Source organism: Pyxidicoccus sp. M15 (assembly GCF_056858435.1).
Map to the genome: position 1 here is coordinate 4,083,334 of NZ_CM166495.1, position 17,837 is coordinate 4,101,170.

The 17,837-nt window shown below is 70.9% G+C and carries 15 protein-coding genes; 12 read left to right on the plus strand and 3 right to left on the minus strand.

Annotated features, from left to right (window positions below; all coding sequences use genetic code 11):
* Positions 1 to 22: 22 nt before the first annotated feature.
* The 3 genes from ACX9TP_RS15310 to purM are packed head-to-tail and all read right to left on the minus strand — an operon-like array spanning position 23 to position 2,369.
* On the minus strand, positions 23 to 670 hold the full coding sequence (locus ACX9TP_RS15310) for a 2-thiouracil desulfurase family protein (protein WP_482980464.1): 648 nt from the start codon (positions 668 to 670) through the stop codon (positions 23 to 25).
* Complete coding sequence (gene purN / locus ACX9TP_RS15315; protein WP_482980465.1) at positions 670 to 1,335, minus strand: phosphoribosylglycinamide formyltransferase; 666 nt, start codon at positions 1,333 to 1,335, stop codon at positions 670 to 672. The genes ACX9TP_RS15310 and purN overlap by 1 nt, the downstream gene beginning before the upstream one ends.
* Positions 1,332 to 2,369, minus strand: coding sequence for a phosphoribosylformylglycinamidine cyclo-ligase (purM, locus tag ACX9TP_RS15320; RefSeq protein ID WP_482980466.1), 1,038 nt, complete (start codon positions 2,367 to 2,369; stop codon positions 1,332 to 1,334). Before purM ends, purN begins: the two co-directional genes overlap by 4 nt.
* Positions 2,370 to 2,453: 84 nt before the next feature.
* On the opposite strand from purM, the gene ACX9TP_RS15325 reads away from it, so the two are divergent.
* The 12 genes from ACX9TP_RS15325 (at position 2,454) to ACX9TP_RS15380 (ending at position 17,829) form a co-directional block, all read left to right on the plus strand.
* Positions 2,454 to 4,808: a CHASE2 domain-containing protein gene (locus ACX9TP_RS15325; RefSeq protein ID WP_482980467.1), complete on the plus strand. Its 2,355-nt coding sequence runs from the start codon at positions 2,454 to 2,456 to the stop codon at positions 4,806 to 4,808.
* Positions 4,809 to 4,887: 79 nt separating this feature from the next.
* Entirely contained in the window at positions 4,888 to 5,538 is a 651-nt protein-coding gene (locus tag ACX9TP_RS15330) for a Crp/Fnr family transcriptional regulator (RefSeq protein WP_482982176.1), read from the plus strand.
* A 1-nt stretch (position 5,539) separates the two neighbouring features.
* Positions 5,540 to 6,295, plus strand: a complete 756-nt coding sequence (locus ACX9TP_RS15335) for an MBL fold metallo-hydrolase (RefSeq protein ID WP_482980468.1) — start codon at positions 5,540 to 5,542, stop codon at positions 6,293 to 6,295.
* An 80-nt stretch (positions 6,296 to 6,375) separates the two neighbouring features.
* The gene (gene accD, locus ACX9TP_RS15340) at positions 6,376 to 7,233 is read left to right on the plus strand and encodes an acetyl-CoA carboxylase, carboxyltransferase subunit beta (RefSeq protein ID WP_482980469.1); all 858 of its coding nucleotides are present in this window, start codon (positions 6,376 to 6,378) and stop codon (positions 7,231 to 7,233) included.
* 24 nt (positions 7,234 to 7,257) lie between these two features.
* A complete protein-coding gene (locus ACX9TP_RS15345; protein WP_482980470.1) occupies positions 7,258 to 8,535 on the plus strand; it encodes a bifunctional folylpolyglutamate synthase/dihydrofolate synthase in 1,278 nt (425 codons plus the stop codon).
* 39 nt (positions 8,536 to 8,574) lie between these two features.
* Positions 8,575 to 9,849 (plus strand): alpha/beta hydrolase, encoded by a 1,275-nt coding sequence (locus ACX9TP_RS15350; protein ID WP_482980471.1) that lies wholly within the window; start codon positions 8,575 to 8,577, stop codon positions 9,847 to 9,849.
* An 88-nt stretch (positions 9,850 to 9,937) separates the two neighbouring features.
* Entirely contained in the window at positions 9,938 to 11,425 is a 1,488-nt protein-coding gene (locus ACX9TP_RS15355) for an AMIN domain-containing protein (RefSeq protein WP_482980472.1), read from the plus strand.
* A 47-nt stretch (positions 11,426 to 11,472) separates the two neighbouring features.
* Positions 11,473 to 14,145: an LPS-assembly protein LptD gene (locus ACX9TP_RS15360; protein ID WP_482980473.1), complete on the plus strand. Its 2,673-nt coding sequence runs from the start codon at positions 11,473 to 11,475 to the stop codon at positions 14,143 to 14,145.
* Positions 14,146 to 14,205: 60 nt separating this feature from the next.
* On the plus strand, positions 14,206 to 14,556 hold the full coding sequence (locus ACX9TP_RS15365) for a helix-turn-helix domain-containing protein (protein ID WP_163996972.1): 351 nt from the start codon (positions 14,206 to 14,208) through the stop codon (positions 14,554 to 14,556).
* A 158-nt stretch (positions 14,557 to 14,714) separates the two neighbouring features.
* Positions 14,715 to 16,259: a hypothetical protein gene (locus ACX9TP_RS15370; protein WP_482980474.1), complete on the plus strand. Its 1,545-nt coding sequence runs from the start codon at positions 14,715 to 14,717 to the stop codon at positions 16,257 to 16,259.
* Between the two features lie 122 nt (positions 16,260 to 16,381).
* Positions 16,382 to 17,098, plus strand: coding sequence for a TetR/AcrR family transcriptional regulator (locus tag ACX9TP_RS15375; RefSeq protein WP_482980475.1), 717 nt, complete (start codon positions 16,382 to 16,384; stop codon positions 17,096 to 17,098).
* Positions 17,032 to 17,829: an enoyl-CoA hydratase/isomerase family protein gene (locus tag ACX9TP_RS15380; RefSeq protein ID WP_482980476.1), complete on the plus strand. Its 798-nt coding sequence runs from the start codon at positions 17,032 to 17,034 to the stop codon at positions 17,827 to 17,829. Before ACX9TP_RS15375 ends, ACX9TP_RS15380 begins: the two co-directional genes overlap by 67 nt.
* Positions 17,830 to 17,837: the final 8 nt, after the last annotated feature.

The following is a 17,837-nucleotide window of genomic DNA, read 5'->3' on the forward strand; positions in this document are numbered from 1 at the left end:
GCCGCCCGAGGGCTGTGGGGAATCAGAGGTCTTCGTCGCTGAGGACGGTGAGTCCTTCGGAGCGCAGGAGCGCGGCGGTGATGCCCTCACCGGGCCGCAGCACTCCGGCCTCGTACACGCGTTGGGTTCCGCACGAAGGGCTCTTCTCCTTCAGCAGGGCCACCGTGGCACCGAACTTCCGCGCCGCCTCCAGCGCCAGCTGCGCGCCGCGCAGGAAGGAGTCCGTCCGGTCCACGCCGGCCTCGCGCTCCAGCGCCCGCGCGCGGCCCGCCCAGACGTCCACGCCCGTGCCGCCGCTCAATTCCACCGGGGCACGTGGTATCGGCAGCCCTCCGCCCACCTCCGGGCATACCGGGACGATTTCCTTGCCCTCCAGGGCCGCCAGCACCCGCTCCGAGCGCTTGGACCGCCCGTCGAAGCGGCACGCCTCGCCAAGCAGGCACGCGCTCACCAGCACCACGCGGGCCTCGCGCATCGCGGCCACGCGCTCCTCACGCGAGGAGGCGTCCGGGGTGGGGGCGGTCACTCCGCCGTCCGGCGTCGCGGTGTCGCTCGCGCTGCCGCCGGACCTGCTCGTGGCCCCTGCGTCCGGTGCCGTGGCATCCAGCTTCGCTGGGACGCTGGGGCTGCCGTTGGGCGAGTTCGCATCGGGTGGTGCTGCGTCCTTCATTACTTCGGCGCTCCCGGGCTGCGCAGGGATGCCTCACCCACCGTGGCCTGGGCGTCCACGCGGGTGCGCGCCCCGTCCAGCGCCACCCTGCCCGTCACCGCCAGCCGCACGGCCAGCGGGTAGAGCCGGTGCTCCTCGGTGAGGATGCGCGCGCTCAGGCTCTTCTCGTCGTCGTCCGGCAGCACCGGCACGGCGGCCTGCGCGATGATGGGGCCGGTGTCCGTGCCCGCGTCCACGAAGTGCACGGTGCAGCCGGCGACCTTCACCCCGCGCTCCAGCGCCTGCCGCTGCGCATGCAGCCCGGGGAAGGACGGGAGCAGGGACGGGTGGATGTTCAGCACCCGCCCCGTGAAGTTCCCCAGGAAGTCCGCGCTCAACAGGCGCATGAACCCCGCCAGGCACACCCACTCCACGCCCGCCTCTCGCAGCGCCGCGAGCAGGGCCTTCTCGAAGTCCGCCTTCGATGCGTGCGCCTTGTGGTCCACGACCACCGCGGGCACGCCGGCCTTGCGCGCCCGCTCCAGCGCGAAGGCGGTGGGCACGTTGGACACCACGCAGGCCACCTCGGCCGGGTAGCCCTCCTGCGCGCACGCGTCCAGCAACGCCTGCAGGTTGCTGCCGCCGCCGCTGACGAGGACTCCCAGCCGCGCCCGCGGGGCGCTCATGGCTCGATGACCGCCGTGGCCTCGCCCTCACCGGCCTCGATGCGGCCCACCTCGGTGGCCTCCACGCCGCGCGCCTTCAGCACGCCCAGCGCCTGCGCCACGTCCTCCTTCGCCACCACGACGATGAGGCCCAGGCCCATGTTGAACGTGTTGAACATCTCGTCCCGGGCCACGCCGCCGCGCTTCGCGATGAGGTCGAAGATGGGCGGCTTCGTCCACGTCTTCTCGCTCAGCACCGCGCGCGTGCCGTCCGGCAGGCACCGGGGCAGGTTGCCGGGGATGCCGCTGCCGGTGATGTGGGCCATGCCCTTCACCTTCACCGCCTGGCAGAGCGCGAGCGCGTCCTTCACGTAGATGCGCGTGGGCTCCAGCAGCGCGTCGCCCAGCGGCCGGTCCAGGCCCTCGGGCGTCGCGTCCAGCGGCAGCTTCGCGTCGTCCAGCAGCACCTTGCGCGCCAGCGAGTAGCCGTTGCTGTGCAGGCCGGAGGAGGTGAGGCCGATGAGCGCGTCACCGGGCTTCACGCTCTTGCCGTCGATGATGGCCGAGCGCTCCACCACACCCACGCAGAAGCCCGCCAGGTCGTACTCGCCCCGCGCGTAGAAGCCCGGCATCTCCGCCGTCTCTCCGCCCAGCAGCGCACACCCGGCCTGCTCGCAGCCCTGGGCGATGCCCTTCACCACCTCGGCGGCCGCGTCCACCTCCAGGCGGCCGGTGGCGAAGTAGTCGAGGAAGAACAGGGGCTCGGCGCCGCAGGTGAGGATGTCGTTCACCGACATGGCGACCAGGTCGATGCCCACCGTGCCGTGGCGCCCCGCGGCGAAGGCCACCTTCAGCTTGGTGCCCACCCCGTCCGTGCCGGCCACCAGCACCGGCTCCTTGTACTTGCCCGGTGGCAGGGCGAACAGGCCGCCGAAGCCACCCACCCCGGCCAACACCTCGGGGCGCATGGTGCGCGCGGCATGGGGTTTGATTCGCTCGACGAACGCGTCGCCGGCCTCGATGTCCACTCCGGACTGCTTGTAGGTCGTTCCCACGGGCGGCCTTCTACCCGGCCGGGGCGCCGGTGTCTCGGGCCTCGAAGCGGGGGTGTCGTCTTTGCGGCTACGATGCCCTCCGGGATGACCTCCTTCCTCTCGCGCCACCGCTTCGAGCTGCTCGCCCTGGCGCTCGCCGCCGCCTCCTGCGCCCTCCACGTGTGGGTGGAGCGCACTCCCGCCGTGGGGCTCACCGCCGGGGTCGACGCGGAGCCGCCGCTGCTGGTCCGGGGCATCCACATCCTGGAGGGCAAGGCCACGGACCTCCAGTTCCGCCTGCGGCGCACCCGGCCCGCCGACTCGCAGGTCGTCGTGGTGGCCGTGGACGAGAAGAGCGCCCGGGCCCACGGGCGCTGGCCCTGGCCCCGGGACCGCATCGCCAAGGCCATCAACCAGCTGCGCGAGGCCAAGGCCGCCGCGGTGGGCCTGGACATGGTCTTCGCCGATGCGGACCCCGACGACCGTGTCCGCGCCGGGGACGCGGATGCCCGCGTCATCCTCCAGGCCCTCCAGGACTCGCCCGACCCCGCCGCCACCCTCGCCGAGCTGCGCGCGAAGCTCGCCGCCGGAGCGCCTCCCTCGCGGGACAGCGTGCTCGCCGCCGCCCTGGCCGCCTCGCCGAAGGTCGTCCAGGGCGTCATGGTGTACCCGTCCATGGACCGCGACGAGTTCGCCTCGCGCGAGGCGGAGTGGGCCGCGCTGCTGGAGCCGCATCTCCTGCGCCGCTTCTCCGGTGTCGTGCCCGGCTCCGTCTTCGACGTGGCCGTGGCCTCGGTGCCGGGCTGGAGCAATCACTCCGCCCTGCTGTCGCTGCCGGAGCTGGCGCGGGCCAGCTCGCGCTTCGGTCACTTCAGCGCGGTCATGGACCTGGACGGCACGCTGCGCCGCATGCCCGTCTTCGCGAAGCTGGAGGGCCCGGGTGGCTTCCTCCCCGCGCTCAGCGTGCAGACGGCCGCCGCGGCCCTGGACGCCGCCGTGGAGCCGGTGTTCGACCCGGAAACGGGCCGGCTCGCCGGGGCCCGCCTGCGCCCCGCGCAGGGCGCTTCGCACTTCGTCCCCACGCCCCTGTCCGAGCCCTTCGCCCTCATCAACTACCCCGGCCCCGCCAGCAGCTTCACGACGCTGAGCATGGCGGACGTGCTGGACGGGACGTTCGACAAGGCCGCCGTGAAGGGCAAGGCGGTGCTGGTGGGCGTCACGCTGCTGGGCAACTACGACCAGCGCGTCACCCCGTTCCGCGAGTTCGAGCCCGGCGTCTACGTCCACGCCGCGTTCCTCTCCAACATCCTCTCGCAGGACTACCTCACCCGGCCCGAGGGGCTCATCAGCCTGGAGATGCTCTTCATGGTGGGCGCGGCGGTGCTGCTGGCCCGGCTGCTGCCACGCGTGCGCTACACCTGGAAGCTGGGCACGGTGGCGCTATTGGCCGCCGCGTGGCTCACCGTGGACCAGGTCCTCTTCGTCCGGGGCATCCAGGTGGCCACCGTGGTGCCCATGCTGTCGCTCTTCACGTCCTCGTTCGGCGTCCTCTTTTTGGGCTACCGCACCGTGGACCAGGAGAAGGCGCGCCTGCGCCACACCTTCCAGCACTACCTGGACGCCAGCGTCATGCAGCAGGTGCTGGAGCACCCCGAGCGGCTCAAGCTCGGCGGCGAGCGCAAGGAGCTCACCGTCCTCTTCTCCGACATCCGCGGCTTCACGTCGCTGTCCGAGCGCATGTCCCCCGAGGGCCTGGTCACCTTCATCAACCAGTACCTCACGCCGATGACGGGCGTGGTGTTCGCGCACGGGGGCACGCTCGACAAGTACATCGGCGACGCCATCATGGCCTTCTGGGGCGCGCCGGTGGACCAGCCCGACCACGCGCTGCGCGCCTGCCGCGCGGCGCTGGGGTTCCTCGAGAAGCTCCAGGCGCTCAAGGTCGGCTGGCGCGCCGCCGGCCTGCCCGAGGTGGACATCGGCGTGGGCATCAACACCGGGCCGATGAACGTGGGCCACATGGGCACCGAGTCCCGCTTCAACTACACCGTCATGGGCGACGCGGTGAATCTCGCCTCGCGCCTGGAGGGGCTCAACAAGGAGTACGGCACCCGCGTCCTCGTCTCCGAGGGCACGTACCTCCAGGTGAAGGAGCACGTCATCGCCCGCCGCCTCGGCGCCGTGCGCGTGAAGGGGAAGCAGGAGCCCGGGGCCATCTACGAGCTGCGCGCCATGGGCCGCGCCACCGGCACGGACGCGGAGGCCATCCGTCTCTTCGAGGAGGGGGTGGACCGCTTCATCTCCCGCGACTGGGAGACCGCGCAGGTCCTCTTCCGGCGCACCCTCGAGCTCTGGCCGGACGATGTCCCCTCGCTCCGCTATGCGGAAGCCGCCGCCGCCTACCGCATGCTGCCCCCGGGCCCGGACTGGGACGGCGTCTTCACGGCCACGACCAAATAGGTCGTACGCGCTGTCCCACACGCGGCGCACAGCAAGGATATTTGACCGGGGGGGTGGGGGCTGATTGACTCCTCGCAGGATGGGCGCCGAGGAAACACTCTTTCAACGCTTCGGGAAGGAATTCCCCAAAGGTACCGAGCTCTTCCGCGAGGGAGAGACCGGGAAGGAAATGTTCGTCATCCAGGCGGGCAAGGTGTCCATCTCCAAGCGCGTGCGCGACGTGGAGAAGGTCCTCGCGGTGCTCGGCCCCGGGGAGTTCTTCGGGGAGATGGCCATCATCTCCAACAAGCCCCGCAACGCGTCCGCCATGGTGCAGGAGGACGCGCGGCTGCTGGTCATCGACCCGAAGACGTTCGAGGGGATGATCCGCGGCAACGCCGAAATCGCCGTCCGGATGATCAAGAAGCTGGCCGAGCGCCTCTCCGAGGCCGACGCCCAGATCGAGAACCTGCTCCACCACGACCCCGCCAGCCGCGTCGTGCACCAGATCCTCCAGGCCGCGCTGACGCGCGGGCGCCAGCAGGACGAGGGCGTGGAGATCGACTTCATGGTGCGCGAGATGCCCCGGCAGCTCGGTGTGGGGGAGCCCGCGGTGCGAAGCATGCTGGACAAGCTGGAGAGGGCCGGGCTCATCGAGCGCGGCCCTGACAGACTGACCGTGTATGACACGGCCAGACTCCACGACTATCTCCAATACCTGGAGATGAAGTGGAAGTTCGGAGACCTCTAGCGTGAAGCTGCGAGTCCTCGGGTGCCACGGCGGCGAGCTGCCCACCTGCAAGAGCACGTGCTTCCTCGTCGATGACGTGCTCGCGCTCGACGCGGGGGCGCTGACGGGCTCGCTCACGCTCGAGGAGCTGTGCCGCGTGGATCACATCCTCGTGGGCCACAGCCACTTCGACCACGTGAAGGATTTGCCGCTGATGGCGGACCTGGTCATCGGCCGCAGGGACAAGCCGGTCACCATCCACGCGTCGCGCGAGTGCACCAAGGCGCTGCGCGACAACATGTTCAACAACGCGCTGTGGCCGGACTTCACGCGCATCCCCACGCGCGCCAACCCCGTCCTCCAGCTCAAGCCCTTCCGCGCGGGCAGCACCTTCCAGGTGGGCCCCTACACCGTGCGCAGCGTGCCGGTGAGCCACCCGGTGGAGTCCTGCGGCTTCATCATCTCCAACGGGAAGAGCACCCTCGCCATGAGCGGCGACACCGGGCCCACCGACAAGCTCTGGAAGGCGCTCAACGAGACGAAGAACCTCAAGGCGCTGCTGCTGGAGACGTCGTTCCCCAACAAGCTCCAGTCGCTCGCGGACATCTCCGGCCACCTGACGCCCCACACGCTGGAGCAGGAGCTGAAGAAGTTCCACCGCAACGGGGCCTCGGTGATGCTCTACCACCTGAAGCCGGCCTTCGTGGCGCAGCTCAAGAAGGAGCTGGCGCCGCTGCCGGTGGACGTGCTCGAGCTGGGCGACACCTTCGAGCTGTAGCCGCGCGCGGAGCGTCAACGCGCCGCGCCACACGGAACGGTTGACGGCCGGGGGCAGGCGGGATTAACCCGGCCCTCGTCATGGCCTGGTTCTCCAAGAAGCCCCGCATCTCCACCCCCTCAGAAGCCGAGCAGCCCACCGAGTCCCGCCCGTCCCGCATGGAGGGGCTGTGGGCGAAGTGCGAGACCTGCGACGAAATCCTCTATCGGCAGGACCTGGAGAAGAACTGGATGGTGTGCCCGCACTGCGAGCACCACCACTACTGGCCCGCCCGCGCCCGGCTGGCCGCGCTGCTGGATCCGGACAGCTTCGAGGAGTTCGACAAGGAGCTGGAGCCGCAGGACCCGCTCGGGTTCAGCGACTCGAAGAAGTACAAGGACCGCATCAAGGCCTCGCGCAAGAGCCTGGGCGAGGCGGACGCCTTCGTGTCCGGCATGGGCCGCATCGAGGGCCACCAGGTCTCCGTGGGCTGCTTCGTCTTCGAGTTCATGGGCGGCTCCATGGGCTCGGTGGTGGGCGAGAAGGTGGCGCGCGTCTTCGAGCGGGCGCATGAGCTGAAGTGCTCCGCCATCATCTTCTCCGCCTCCGGCGGCGCGCGCATGCAGGAGGGCATCTTCTCCCTCATGCAGATGGCGAAGACGTCCGCGGCCATTGCCCGCTTCCGCACCGGCACGCGGCCGTACATCTCCGTGCTGCTCAACCCCACCACCGGCGGCGTCGCCGCGTCCTTCTCGTGGCTGGGTGACGTCATGCTCGCCGAGCCCAAGGCCCTCATCGGCTTCGCCGGCCCGCGCGTCATCGAGCAGACCATCCGCCAGAAGCTCCCCGAGGGCTTCCAGCGCTCGGAGTTCCTGCTGGAGCACGGGATGATCGACAGCATCGTCCACCGCAAGGAGCTGCGCACGAAGCTGGGGACGATTCTCGGCCTGCTGGGCTGAGCGCGCTCCAGGGCCTCCACCGGCATGAGCGCCCCGCGGACGCCACAGGAGGCGCTGGCCTTCTTCGCGAAGCTCAACCCCTCCGGCATCAAGCTGGGGCTGGAGCGCGTGCGCGAGGCGCTGGAGGCGCTGGGCCACCCGGAGCGGCGCTACCCGGCGCTGCACGTGGCGGGCACCAACGGCAAGGGCAGCACCTGCGCCTTCACCGCCGCCGCGCTCCAGGCCGCCGGGCACCGCGTGGGCCTCTACACGTCCCCGCACCTGGTGCGCGTCAACGAGCGCATCCGCGTGGACGGCGCGGACATCTCCGACGAGGACTTCGGCCGCGCCATCCTCGAGGTGCTGGAGCGCTACCCGTCCGCCGTCACCGAGCCGATGACGTACTTCGAGTTCGGCACCGTGGTGGCCCTCTGGCACTTCGCCCGGGTGGGCGTGGACGTGGCCGTGCTGGAGACGGGCCTCGGTGGCCGGCTGGATGCCACCACCGCCGCCAGCCCGGTGGTGACGGCGATTACGCCCGTGTCCTTCGACCACATGGAGTACCTGGGCCACACGCTCGGGGCCATCGCCGGGGAGAAGGCCGGCATCCTCAAGCCCGGCATCCCCTGTGTCGTGTCCCGGCAGGAGCCGGAGGCCCTGGAGGCGATTGCCCGGAAGGCCGAGTCTCTGGGCGTCCCCCTGTGGGTGGAGGGCCGGGACTTCGTGGGGGAGCCGCACCCGGATGGGACCCTGTCCTACCGGGGGCCCTCCTGGTCGCTGGAGGGGCTGGCGGTGTCCCTGCGCGGGCCCCACCAGCGGCAGAACGCCGCGGTAGCGCTCGCCTGCCTGGAGGCCCTCCATGCGCGAGGCGTGGCCGTTCCCCCGGAGGCCGCGCGGGCGGGGCTGGCCTCGGCGCGCTGGCCGGGGCGCCTGGAGGAGGTGGCCGGGCCGCCTCCCCTCCTGCTCGACGGCGCCCACAACCCGGCGGGGGTGGAGGTGCTCCTCGCCTCGCTGCGCGCGCTGTATCCGGACCGCCGCATCCACCTCGTGTTCGGCGTGGTGGGCGACAAGGACCGCGGACCGATGATCCGCGCGCTGTTTCCCAAGTGTACTTCGGTACAACTCACGCCGCTTGCTACACCGCGCTCGCTCGCACCCGCGGACTACGTGGACGAGGCCCGCGCGCTCTGCGCGGACGTGACGGCCTGGCCTGATATCGACTCGGCGCTGGCCGCCGCGCGACGCAAGGCGGGGCAGGGCGACGTCGTGCTCTGCACAGGCTCACTGTTCCTGGTCGGCATGGTGAAGGCCCGCCTGGTCTGAAACCTTGGCGCAATGCATCAGCGGCCGTAGATTCTAGGCATGCGCCTGCCGGACTGGAGAGCCGCGACCCCAGGGCCGCACTTCCCCACCATCGACGAAGTCGACTTCCGGGCGCTTTACTCGAAGACGAAGTACGTCGTGGAGACCGCGGACGGTTGGTCGCTGGTCATCACCCGCTACCGTCCGGTGAAGCAGCCCTTCCCGCAGCCGCTGTTCGGTGAGCCGCTGCTGCTGGTGCACGGCTTCTCGCAGAACCGGCACACGTGGACGAGCGGCCAGTTCGTGAAGAACCTGCTCTTCTTCGGGGTGGACATCCACATCCTGGAGCTGCGCGGCCACGGCAAGAGCTCCATCGCCTTCCAGCGGGAGCGCGCCGAGCGCTTCAAGCGCCCGCTGCCTCCGGACCTGGACTACGGCTGGGACATCGACAGCTACTTCCTCTACGACCTGCCGGCGGCCGTCTCCGGCGTGAAGCGCATCACCCGCCGCGAGCGCATCTTCTACTGCGGCCACTCGATGGGCGGCATGCTGGGCTACGGCTACGCCGGCATCCACAACGACTTCGAGGGGCTGATGACCATCGGCTCCCCGGCGGACCTGGGCCGGGGCTTCATGCTGCTGCGCCTGCTGGCGCACGGCACGCCGCTCCTGGGCGGCATGATTGACCTGACGCTCGCCGGGCTGAACGTGAGCGGCAAGGTGGAAGGCGCCGGCCGCAGGCTGCTGGCGCGAGGGGTGGGGGCCCTGAACGCGGGGCTGGGCCGCAAGCTGCAGCCCGAGGAGCGCCGGGCGCTGCGCTTCAACGCGATGCCGGTGGACCTCATCCTCAAGTTCGTGGAGCGGCAGCTGGGCAAGGCGGAGGACTCGCCCCTGTACCAGCAGCTGACCACCCGGCTGAACCGGCTCATCAACCCGGAGCGGGTGAGCGCGGAGGACATCCGCTGGCTCCTGCGCGAGGGCGGCGAGCGCGAGCCGCGCAAGGTGCTGGAGCAGTTCGCGCGGTGGATTCGCCGCGGCGAAATGGTCTGCTATCGGACGGGCTTCGACTTCAAGCGCGGCTTCGGCCGCATCGAAGTGCCCATGGCCATCATCTTCGGGGACCTGGACCCGCTCGCCTCGCTGGAGTCCACCCGGAGCGTGTACCGCGCGGCGAAGAGCGAGTACCTCCTCTGGCGGCCGGTGAAGGGAAACAGCCACATCGAGCTGACGATGGGCCACGACATCCGGCAGATCTGCTACGACATCAAGAACCTCATCGAGTACGCCCGGACGCATCGCAGCCGCACGCCCAGCCTCCCGCGCCTGCGGAAGTAGCAGGGCGTCACCACCCGGACGGAAAGTTGGAGGGAAGGGGACGCGTGCTAGCATCCCCGGGCTTTGTCAACGTGAACGGGAGTAGGCGATGAAGGCCTCTGCGGTGTGGCTGCTCGGTGTCGTGCTCGTGCCAGTGATGGCGCTCGCGCAAGCTCCGGCGGCGGACGTGAACACCATCACCGGCGTGCAGGTGAATGGCGGCACCGTGTCCATCACCGGCACGAAGAAGCCCAACTTCACCACCTTCACCATGACGGACCCGCCCAGGCTCGTCATCGACATCTCCGAGGCCGTCTTCTCCGGCGTGCCGGAGGAGGTCCAGGTGGGCAACGGCACCGTGACGGGCATCCGCACGGCCAGCTACGGCTCGGACGCGTCCGCCATCGCCCGCGTGCTCATCGGCTACGAGCGCGAGGTGGAGACGGACATCCAGGCCAACGGCAACCAGCTCGTCGTGAAGGTGGCGGGCGGGGGAGGCCAGGCCGTCGCGCAGGCGCCCGCGGAAGCCCCGGCCGCCGCCGAGCCCGCCGCGCAGCCCGCCGGGGACGGCTCCGCCGCCCAGGCCGCCGCCGCCGCCCAGGCCGACCGTCAGGCCCAGGAGAAGGCCGCCGCCCAGGCCGCCGCCGCCGCCGAGGCCGACCGCCAGGCCCAGGAGAAGGCCGCCGCCGAGGCCGCCGCTCGCGCCCAGGCGGACGCCGACGCCGAGAAGAAGCGCCAGGAAGAGGCCCGCGCCGCGTCCCTGCGCCAGGAGGAGGAGGCCCGCGCCTCCGCCCAGGCCGCCGCCGACGAGAGGAAGCGTCAGGAGGAGGCGGCCCGCGCCTCCGCCCAGGCCGCCGCCGACGAGCGCAAGCGCCAGGAAGAGGAGGCCCGCGCCTCCGCGAAGAGCGCCGAGGAGGAGCGAAAGGCCCAGGCCCAGGCCGCCGCCGACGAGAAGAAGCGCCAGCAGGAGGAGGCCCGGACCGCCGCGAAGAGCTCGGAGGAGGAGCGCCGCGCCGCCGCGCAGGCCGCCGCCGACGAGAAGAAGCGTCAGGCCCAGGCCGCCGCCGAGGAGCGCCAGGCCCAGGCCCAGGCCGCCGCGGACGAGCGCCGCGCCCAGCAGGAGGCCGCCGCCGAGGAGCGCCGCCAGCGCCAGGAAGAGGCCCGCGCCTCCCGCGAGAGCACGAAGCAGGAGAAGCTCGCCATGGCGGAGCCGCGTGAGCGCTCCAGCCGCGCGGTCTCCAGCGGCTCCGACGCCTCGGTGGAGGTGTCCTCGCGCCGCAAGACGATGACGCTGGTCGGCTTCCAGCAGCAGTCCGGCGCGTCCCGCGTGTTCATCCGCACCAACGAGCCGGTGCGCTACTCGGCGAGCGAGGATGGCCGCTCGGTGGTGGTGGAGCTGGAGAACACCCGCATCGACCTGAGCAACAACACCCGCCCGCTGGACACGTCCTTCTTCAGCTCCCCCGTGACGCGGGTGGAGGCGGACTCGTCCGGCCGCGCGGTGCGCGTCACCATCAACCTGCGTGAGCAGGTGCCCTTCCAGGCCCGCCAGGAAGGCAATGTCATTTCGTTGGACTTCCAGCGCACGGGGCGCTGAAAAGGGAACGCCGCGCGGCCCGGGCGCGGCATACCCTGCACCCCTGAATGAGCATCCTCGTCCCGCTCGCCGCCGCGCTGCTCGTGTCGTCGGCGCAGATTCCGCTCGCCACGCAGGTGCAGCTGCCCACCGGCGAGACGGTGGAGCTGGCGGCGGACTTCGTCGCCTACGAGGCCGACAAGCAGGTCCTCACCGCGCGCGGCCACTGTGAGCTGCGCACCGGGGACATGCTGCTGCGCGCCGACGAGGTGACGTACGACGAGGCCGGCCAGGTGGCCACCGCCTCCGGCAACGTCATGTTCGTGGGCCCTGGCGGCATGGCCGCCGTCGCCGACTCCGTGCGCGTGGACATCCGCTCCTTCGAGGCCAACCTGCAGGGCGGCCTCTTCATGCAGAAGCGGGGCGTCACCCTGGAGGCCATGCTCTCGGCGAAGACGCCGCAGGAGCTGCGCGCCATGGGGGAGACGCCCGTCATCATCAGCGGGACGCGCATCCGCCGCACCGGGCCCAACTCCTTCGTCGTGGACGACCTGGCCTTCACCCCGTGCGAGTGCGGGCCCGGCGAGCCCAGCTGGCGCGTGGAGGCCAGCGCCGCCAACGTCGTCCTCGGCGAGCGCGCCACGCTGAGCTGGCCCGTCGTCTATGTGCGCTCCGTGCCCGTCTTCGCGCTGCCCTGGCTCTACCTTCCGCTGGCGGAGCGGCGCTCGGGCCTGCTCATCCCCAAGCCCAGCACCTCCAGCCTGAATGGCTTCGCCCTGGAGCAGCCCGTCTTCTTCACCCTGGGCCGCAGCTACGACATCACCTTCACCCCGGGGTACTTCACCGGCGGCGGGGACGTGGAGCGGCTGGAGACCTTCGGCACCGCGGACCCGGACGACAACGTCACCCACAAGGAGCCGGGCCTCTTCGGCGTCGAGGGGCCCCGCCTCCTCACGGAGTTCCGCTACGTCCCCAGCGAGCGCGCGCGCGGCCGCGTCACCCTGGGCCTGCTCTACGACTCCCGTCCCCGGGTGGACCCCAAGGCCTATGACTTCTTCCGCTACCCGTCCGCGGCCCCGGTGCCGTCGCTGGTGGTGGAGGAGGCGCGCGGCCTGCGCGGCGAGGCGTCCTGGCAGCACACGCAGGAGCTGGGCAACAACTGGTTCGACCGGGTGGACGCGTCCATCGTCTCCGACGGCAAGTACACCCGGGACCTCACCGCGGACATCATCGCCCGCGAGTTCCAGTACCTGCGCAGCACCGCCGCGCTCTACAAGCGCCAGGATGACCTCTACGCGGGCATGGACGTGTCGCTGCGCCAGGACATCCGCTGGCCCTACCGCTTCTTCCAGGACAACCACGTGCCGGCCGTCCTGGACCCGGCCCAGCCGGACCGGCCCGCGCCCATCAGCTTCCAGCGGCTGCCCGGCATCACCGTGGCCCTGCCCGAGCGTCCGCTGCCGTTGCTGGGAGGACTCACCGGCGGCCTGAGGATGGAGTACTCGCGCCTGTCCCCGATGCTGGACCGGTTCGGGGACGAGGGCGCCGACGGCGTCTTCCGCCCGGACGCCACGTACATCCCCACGTGGTACTCGCCGGAGGCCGGCACGCGGCCGCAGGACACCTTCCAGTCCAATGGCACCTTCGACTCGGCGGACCGCGAGGCGAGAGACCGCGTGGACTTCTCTCCCCGGCTGTCCACCTCCTTCGGCCTGGGCAACTACGCGCGCGTGACGCCCTCGCTCGGGCTGCGCCAGGACTTCTGGGTGGGGGAGGTCTCCGGGCGGACCTTCCAGCGCGGCTACCCCATTGCCGGGCTGCTGGTGGACTCGCAGCTCGCCACCACCTGGTCGGGCAGGGCGGACGCGAAGTACCGGCACGCCCTCTCCCCCTCGCTGGAGGTGCGCTACGTCCCCGGCGGCTGGGGGCGGGTGCCCACGGTGGGGGGCTCCAAGGAAGGCCCGCCGCAGCTCTACGACGAGGTGGACGCCGCGGTCCCCCTGCGGCCGGACGGGCGCACGCGCGGCTTCCTGCACGCCGTGCTCGCCGTGGACCAGACGCTGCGCTTCAAGCGGGGCACCAACACGCAGGAGCCCGTGCGCCTGCGCATCGGTCAGGGGTTCGACCTGACCCGTCAGGGCTCCAACCCCGCCAACCCGGACGAGAAGGGGACCCTGCTGCGGGACACCTTCGCGCGCCTGAGCGCCGGCGCGGGCGTCCTCACGGCGGGCGGGCAGATCCGCATGGACCCGAACACGGGCCGCATCACCCAGCTCAGCGCGGACTTCAACATCGACAACGGCAAGGGTGCGGGCCTGTACGCCCGGTTCGACGACTTCCTCGCCTCCTCGGGGCTGGCCATCGACGCGGGCGCTGATCCGCTCGCCGTCGGGCCGGACGCCGTCCGGCGGCGCCTGGACACCCTGGTAGGCAGCGCATCGTTCGAAGCGCCCGGTCTCCCTCCGGCCGAACGGGTTCAGACCCTCATTGCGGGTACGCGTTTGAAGCTCGGATTTGGGCTGGGAGTGCGGTACGAAGCCTATGTGCAGCCGTTGTACGAAGATCCAACCTCAAAAGAGTCAAAACCCCTCTACCAGCAGACTCTCGGCCTCTCGTACGGGCCTGCGTGTGACTGCTGGCGGCTTGAAGGGGTGATGGTCCTTCGCCGGGATTCGACGCTGGAATTCGGCGGCATCAATCTCAGCGTCGCAGGGTTCGGGTCCTTCGGTTCCGGCGGCTAGGAATCACCCGCCGTGCGTGGTGGTTCCACCAACCTCGAATCAGCCAGGAGATGTAATTTCGTGTCGGACCTCGGAAAACGAATCGGCCAACGCATCCGCGAGCTTCGCACGCAGCGACCGGAGCGGTGGACGCAGGAAGAGCTCGCGGAGCGGGCCCAGATCAGCGTCTCCTTCCTTTCCATGATCGAGCGCGGTGAGCGTGTCCCCCACGTGGAGACGCTGGCCGCCCTGGCCAACGCGTTGGGCGTGAGCCTCGGTGAGCTCTTCACGGGAACGGAACAGACCCTTGCTCAGACGGAGGACCTGCTGCGTCCCCTGTCTGACTTCGCGCGCGCCCGCGGCCTCACGGCCCGGGACGTGGACCGCCTGCTCGGGGTCGCGCGGGTGATGTTCAGCGGTTCCGCCGCCTGACATCCCCCCACTGAGGCCAGGCCCGGCTCGCAATGGGACTCCGGTCTTCCTGTCCTGTCCTTGACTGGACGGCAGGTCGCCCGGGAAGATGCAGGGGATTCGCTGTGCGACGCGTTCGTACAGCGTGCTTCTCCATCATCTTCAAGGAGTCTCCGCTGATGCGTCCGGGTCTGGCCCCATGGGTGGCCTTCGCGAGCGTGGTGTTCGTGGCGTGCTCGCCGCCGGCCCCCGCCACACTTGAGTTCGTGGACCAGTCACCGGCCCAGCCGCGACTGGGAGAAATCACCACGCTGCGCTTCCGGGCGGTGGATTCCCGTGGCCAGCCCCAGGCGGGCACGAAGGTCTCCTTCTCGCTGCAGTCGGACGTGCCCGGCGTGGAGCTGTCGCCCCAGGAGGGCACCACCAACTCCGGGGACGGTGTCGTCTCGGTGCAGGTGGTGGCCCGGGGGGGCCGCGTGTCCTCCGTCGTGGTGGTGGCCACGTCCACCGGTGGCGAGGAGACGAAGACGGCCGTCAGCCCGGTGGTGAGCTTCGCCGGCTCCAACTCCAGCTCCCGTCAGCTGACCTTCCAGTGCGGCTCGTTCTCCGGTGCCGGCTCCGGCCTGCACCACGCCATTGGCGCGTGGGACAACACGCGGGCCCTCATCGCCGGCGTCAAGCTGCGCTGCATCGCCCATGTGGGTGACCGCAACGGCGACGGCATCGTCGGGGCGCAGGTGTCCTTCCTCACGGAGGCGGGCACCATCGCTCCCAGCGCGGTGTCCTCCACGGACGTGGTCGGCAACGCCGAGGCCCTCTACAAGACCTCGTATCCGCTGCCGGAGGACGTGGCGCCCGGCGTCTTCTCCTGGACGCCGCAGAACGACGCCACCCACACGGGTGAGTACCTCGCCCCGCTGTGGATGCACCCCTTCCTCTGGGAGGAGAACCCCCTGGCGGCCTTCGGCACCCCGGCCCGGCCCTACGAGCCGCGCTCCGAGCCGCGCCGCAATGACCCCATCCGGCCGAACATCGTCAACAACCCGCGCGACAACCTCGTCTCCCTCATCGCCATCACCAGCGGTGAGGAGGCGTACGACGACAACAACAACAACGGCACGTGGGACACGGGCGAGCCCTTCGTGGACCTGACGGAGCCCTTCGTCGACAACAACGACAACGGCACGTGGGACCCGCACGAGCGCTACGTGGATGCCAACGGCGACGGGAAGTGGACCGGCAAGAACAACCAGTTCGACGCCAGCACGCTCATCTGGGTGCAGGAGCGCATCCTCTGGACGGGCTGGCCGCACCAGCTGGATGCGACGGACGTCTTCCGGCAGATCAACCCGGCGCCCGGCACGGACCCGGCGACCTTCATCGTCGAGCACTTCGGCGCCCAGACGATCAACTTCCTCGTGTCGGACCCCTGGTACAACCGCATCGCGCAGAACGCGGATGATGACGGCTGCACCGGCGGCGCGTCCGGCCCCGTGAAGGTGGCGCCCACCACCACCGGCATCGCGCTGACGTACCCCGCCTACAACTTCGAGAGCTACTCCGTGCAGGACGTCCACGAGCAGCCCTCCGAAGGCACCCCGCCGCCCGAGAGCAACCCGCCCGTACGCTGGGTGGTGTCGCCGACGTGCTACTACACCGCCGCCCAGCAGGAGGGGCACGTGGTGGGCATCACCGGGCCCACCGTCGAAGGCCGCGTGAAGTAGCCGCGCGTAACGCACACGGGGGCCCGGGGCACGCCGCAACAAGGCATTGACCCCGGGGCCCCTCCCTCCGTAGGGTCGGCCCCCCGGCCGATTGGCGAATCAACACCCCGGGGGAGGACGTCGTGGGTCAGCAGAGCAAGACGGCGGCGGAGAACGGCTCGCGCGAGAGCGAGCGGCGCCGCACCATCCTGCGCGCGGCCATCGACGTGTTCGCCCGCAAGGGCTACCACGGGTGCCGGATTGCTGACGTCGCCAAGGAGGCGGGCGTCGCGTACGGGCTCGTCTACCACTACTTCAAGAACAAGGACGAGCTGCTGGAGACGGTGTTCGACACCGGCTGGAGCGGCTTCGTCACGCGCGTGCGCGCGGTGGTGGAGACGGAAGGCACGCTCGCGGAGAAGGTGCGCGGAATCGTGGACGTGGCCTTCGAGGCCTACCGCGTGGACCCGCGCGCGGTGAAGGTGCTCATCCTGGAGATTGCCCGCAGCCCGGCCGGCTCCCGCATCAACCGGCAGACGGCCTTCGTGGACGCCATCCGCCTGAGCTCGGGGCTGTTCGCCCAGGCGCAGGAGTCCGGGGAGCTGCGCGCGGACATGGACCCGCAGCTGGCCTCCGCGCTCCTGTTCGGCAACATCGAGATGGGGCTCACCGCCTTCGTGGTGGGGCTGACCGACTCGCGCGACGTCGCCGCGCTGGAGCGGGCCAAGGCGCAGATTGCCGACTCCTTCCTCCACGGCGTCCTCAAGGGCGCCCACGGTGAAGAGGTGCCCGCATGGAAGTCGTCGGAGAAGCCGCCGGAGAAGTCCGCTACGAAGTCCAGGGCGCCCAAGCGCACCTGACCATCGACCGGCCGAAGGCCCGCAACGCCCTGTCTCCCGCGGTGGTGCGGGGCCTCATCTCCGGCCTCGAGCGCGCGGACGCGGACGCCGCGGTGCGCGTGGTGGTGCTCACCGGCGCGGGCGAGAAGGTGTTCTGCGCGGGCGGAGATTTGGGACAGATGGCCGGGGACGAGGGCTTCCTGTCCACGCACGAGGGCCGGCGCTCCTACGGGAAGCTCCTGGCGCGCTTCCAGGAGGCGCGCAAGCCCACGGTGGCGCGCGTCAACGGCCACGCGCTGGCGGGCGGGCTGGGGCTGGTGCTCGCGTGTGACCTGGCCGTCGCGGTGGAGGGCGCGGACTTCGGCACGCCCGAAATCGACGTGGGCCTGTTCCCGATGATGATGATGGCGCTGCTGCAGCGGCACGTGGGCCGCAAGCGCGCGCTGGAGCTGGTGCTCACCGGGGACCGGCTGCCGGCGCGCGAGGCGCTGGCGCTGGGGCTCGTCAACCGGGTGGTGCCGGCGGCGGAGCTGGACGCCGCGGTGGGCACGCTGGCGGGGAAGCTGGCCGGCAAGAGCCAGGCGGTGCTGGCGCTGGGGCGCCGCGCCTTCTTCACCGCGGAGGACCTGCCGCTGCCCGCCGCGCTGGAGTTCCTGGCCTCGCAGCTGTCGCTCAACGTGCTCGCGGACGACGCGGGCGAGGGCATCTCCGCGTTCCTGGAGAAGCGCCCGCCGAAGTGGAACGACCGCTGAGCGGAGCC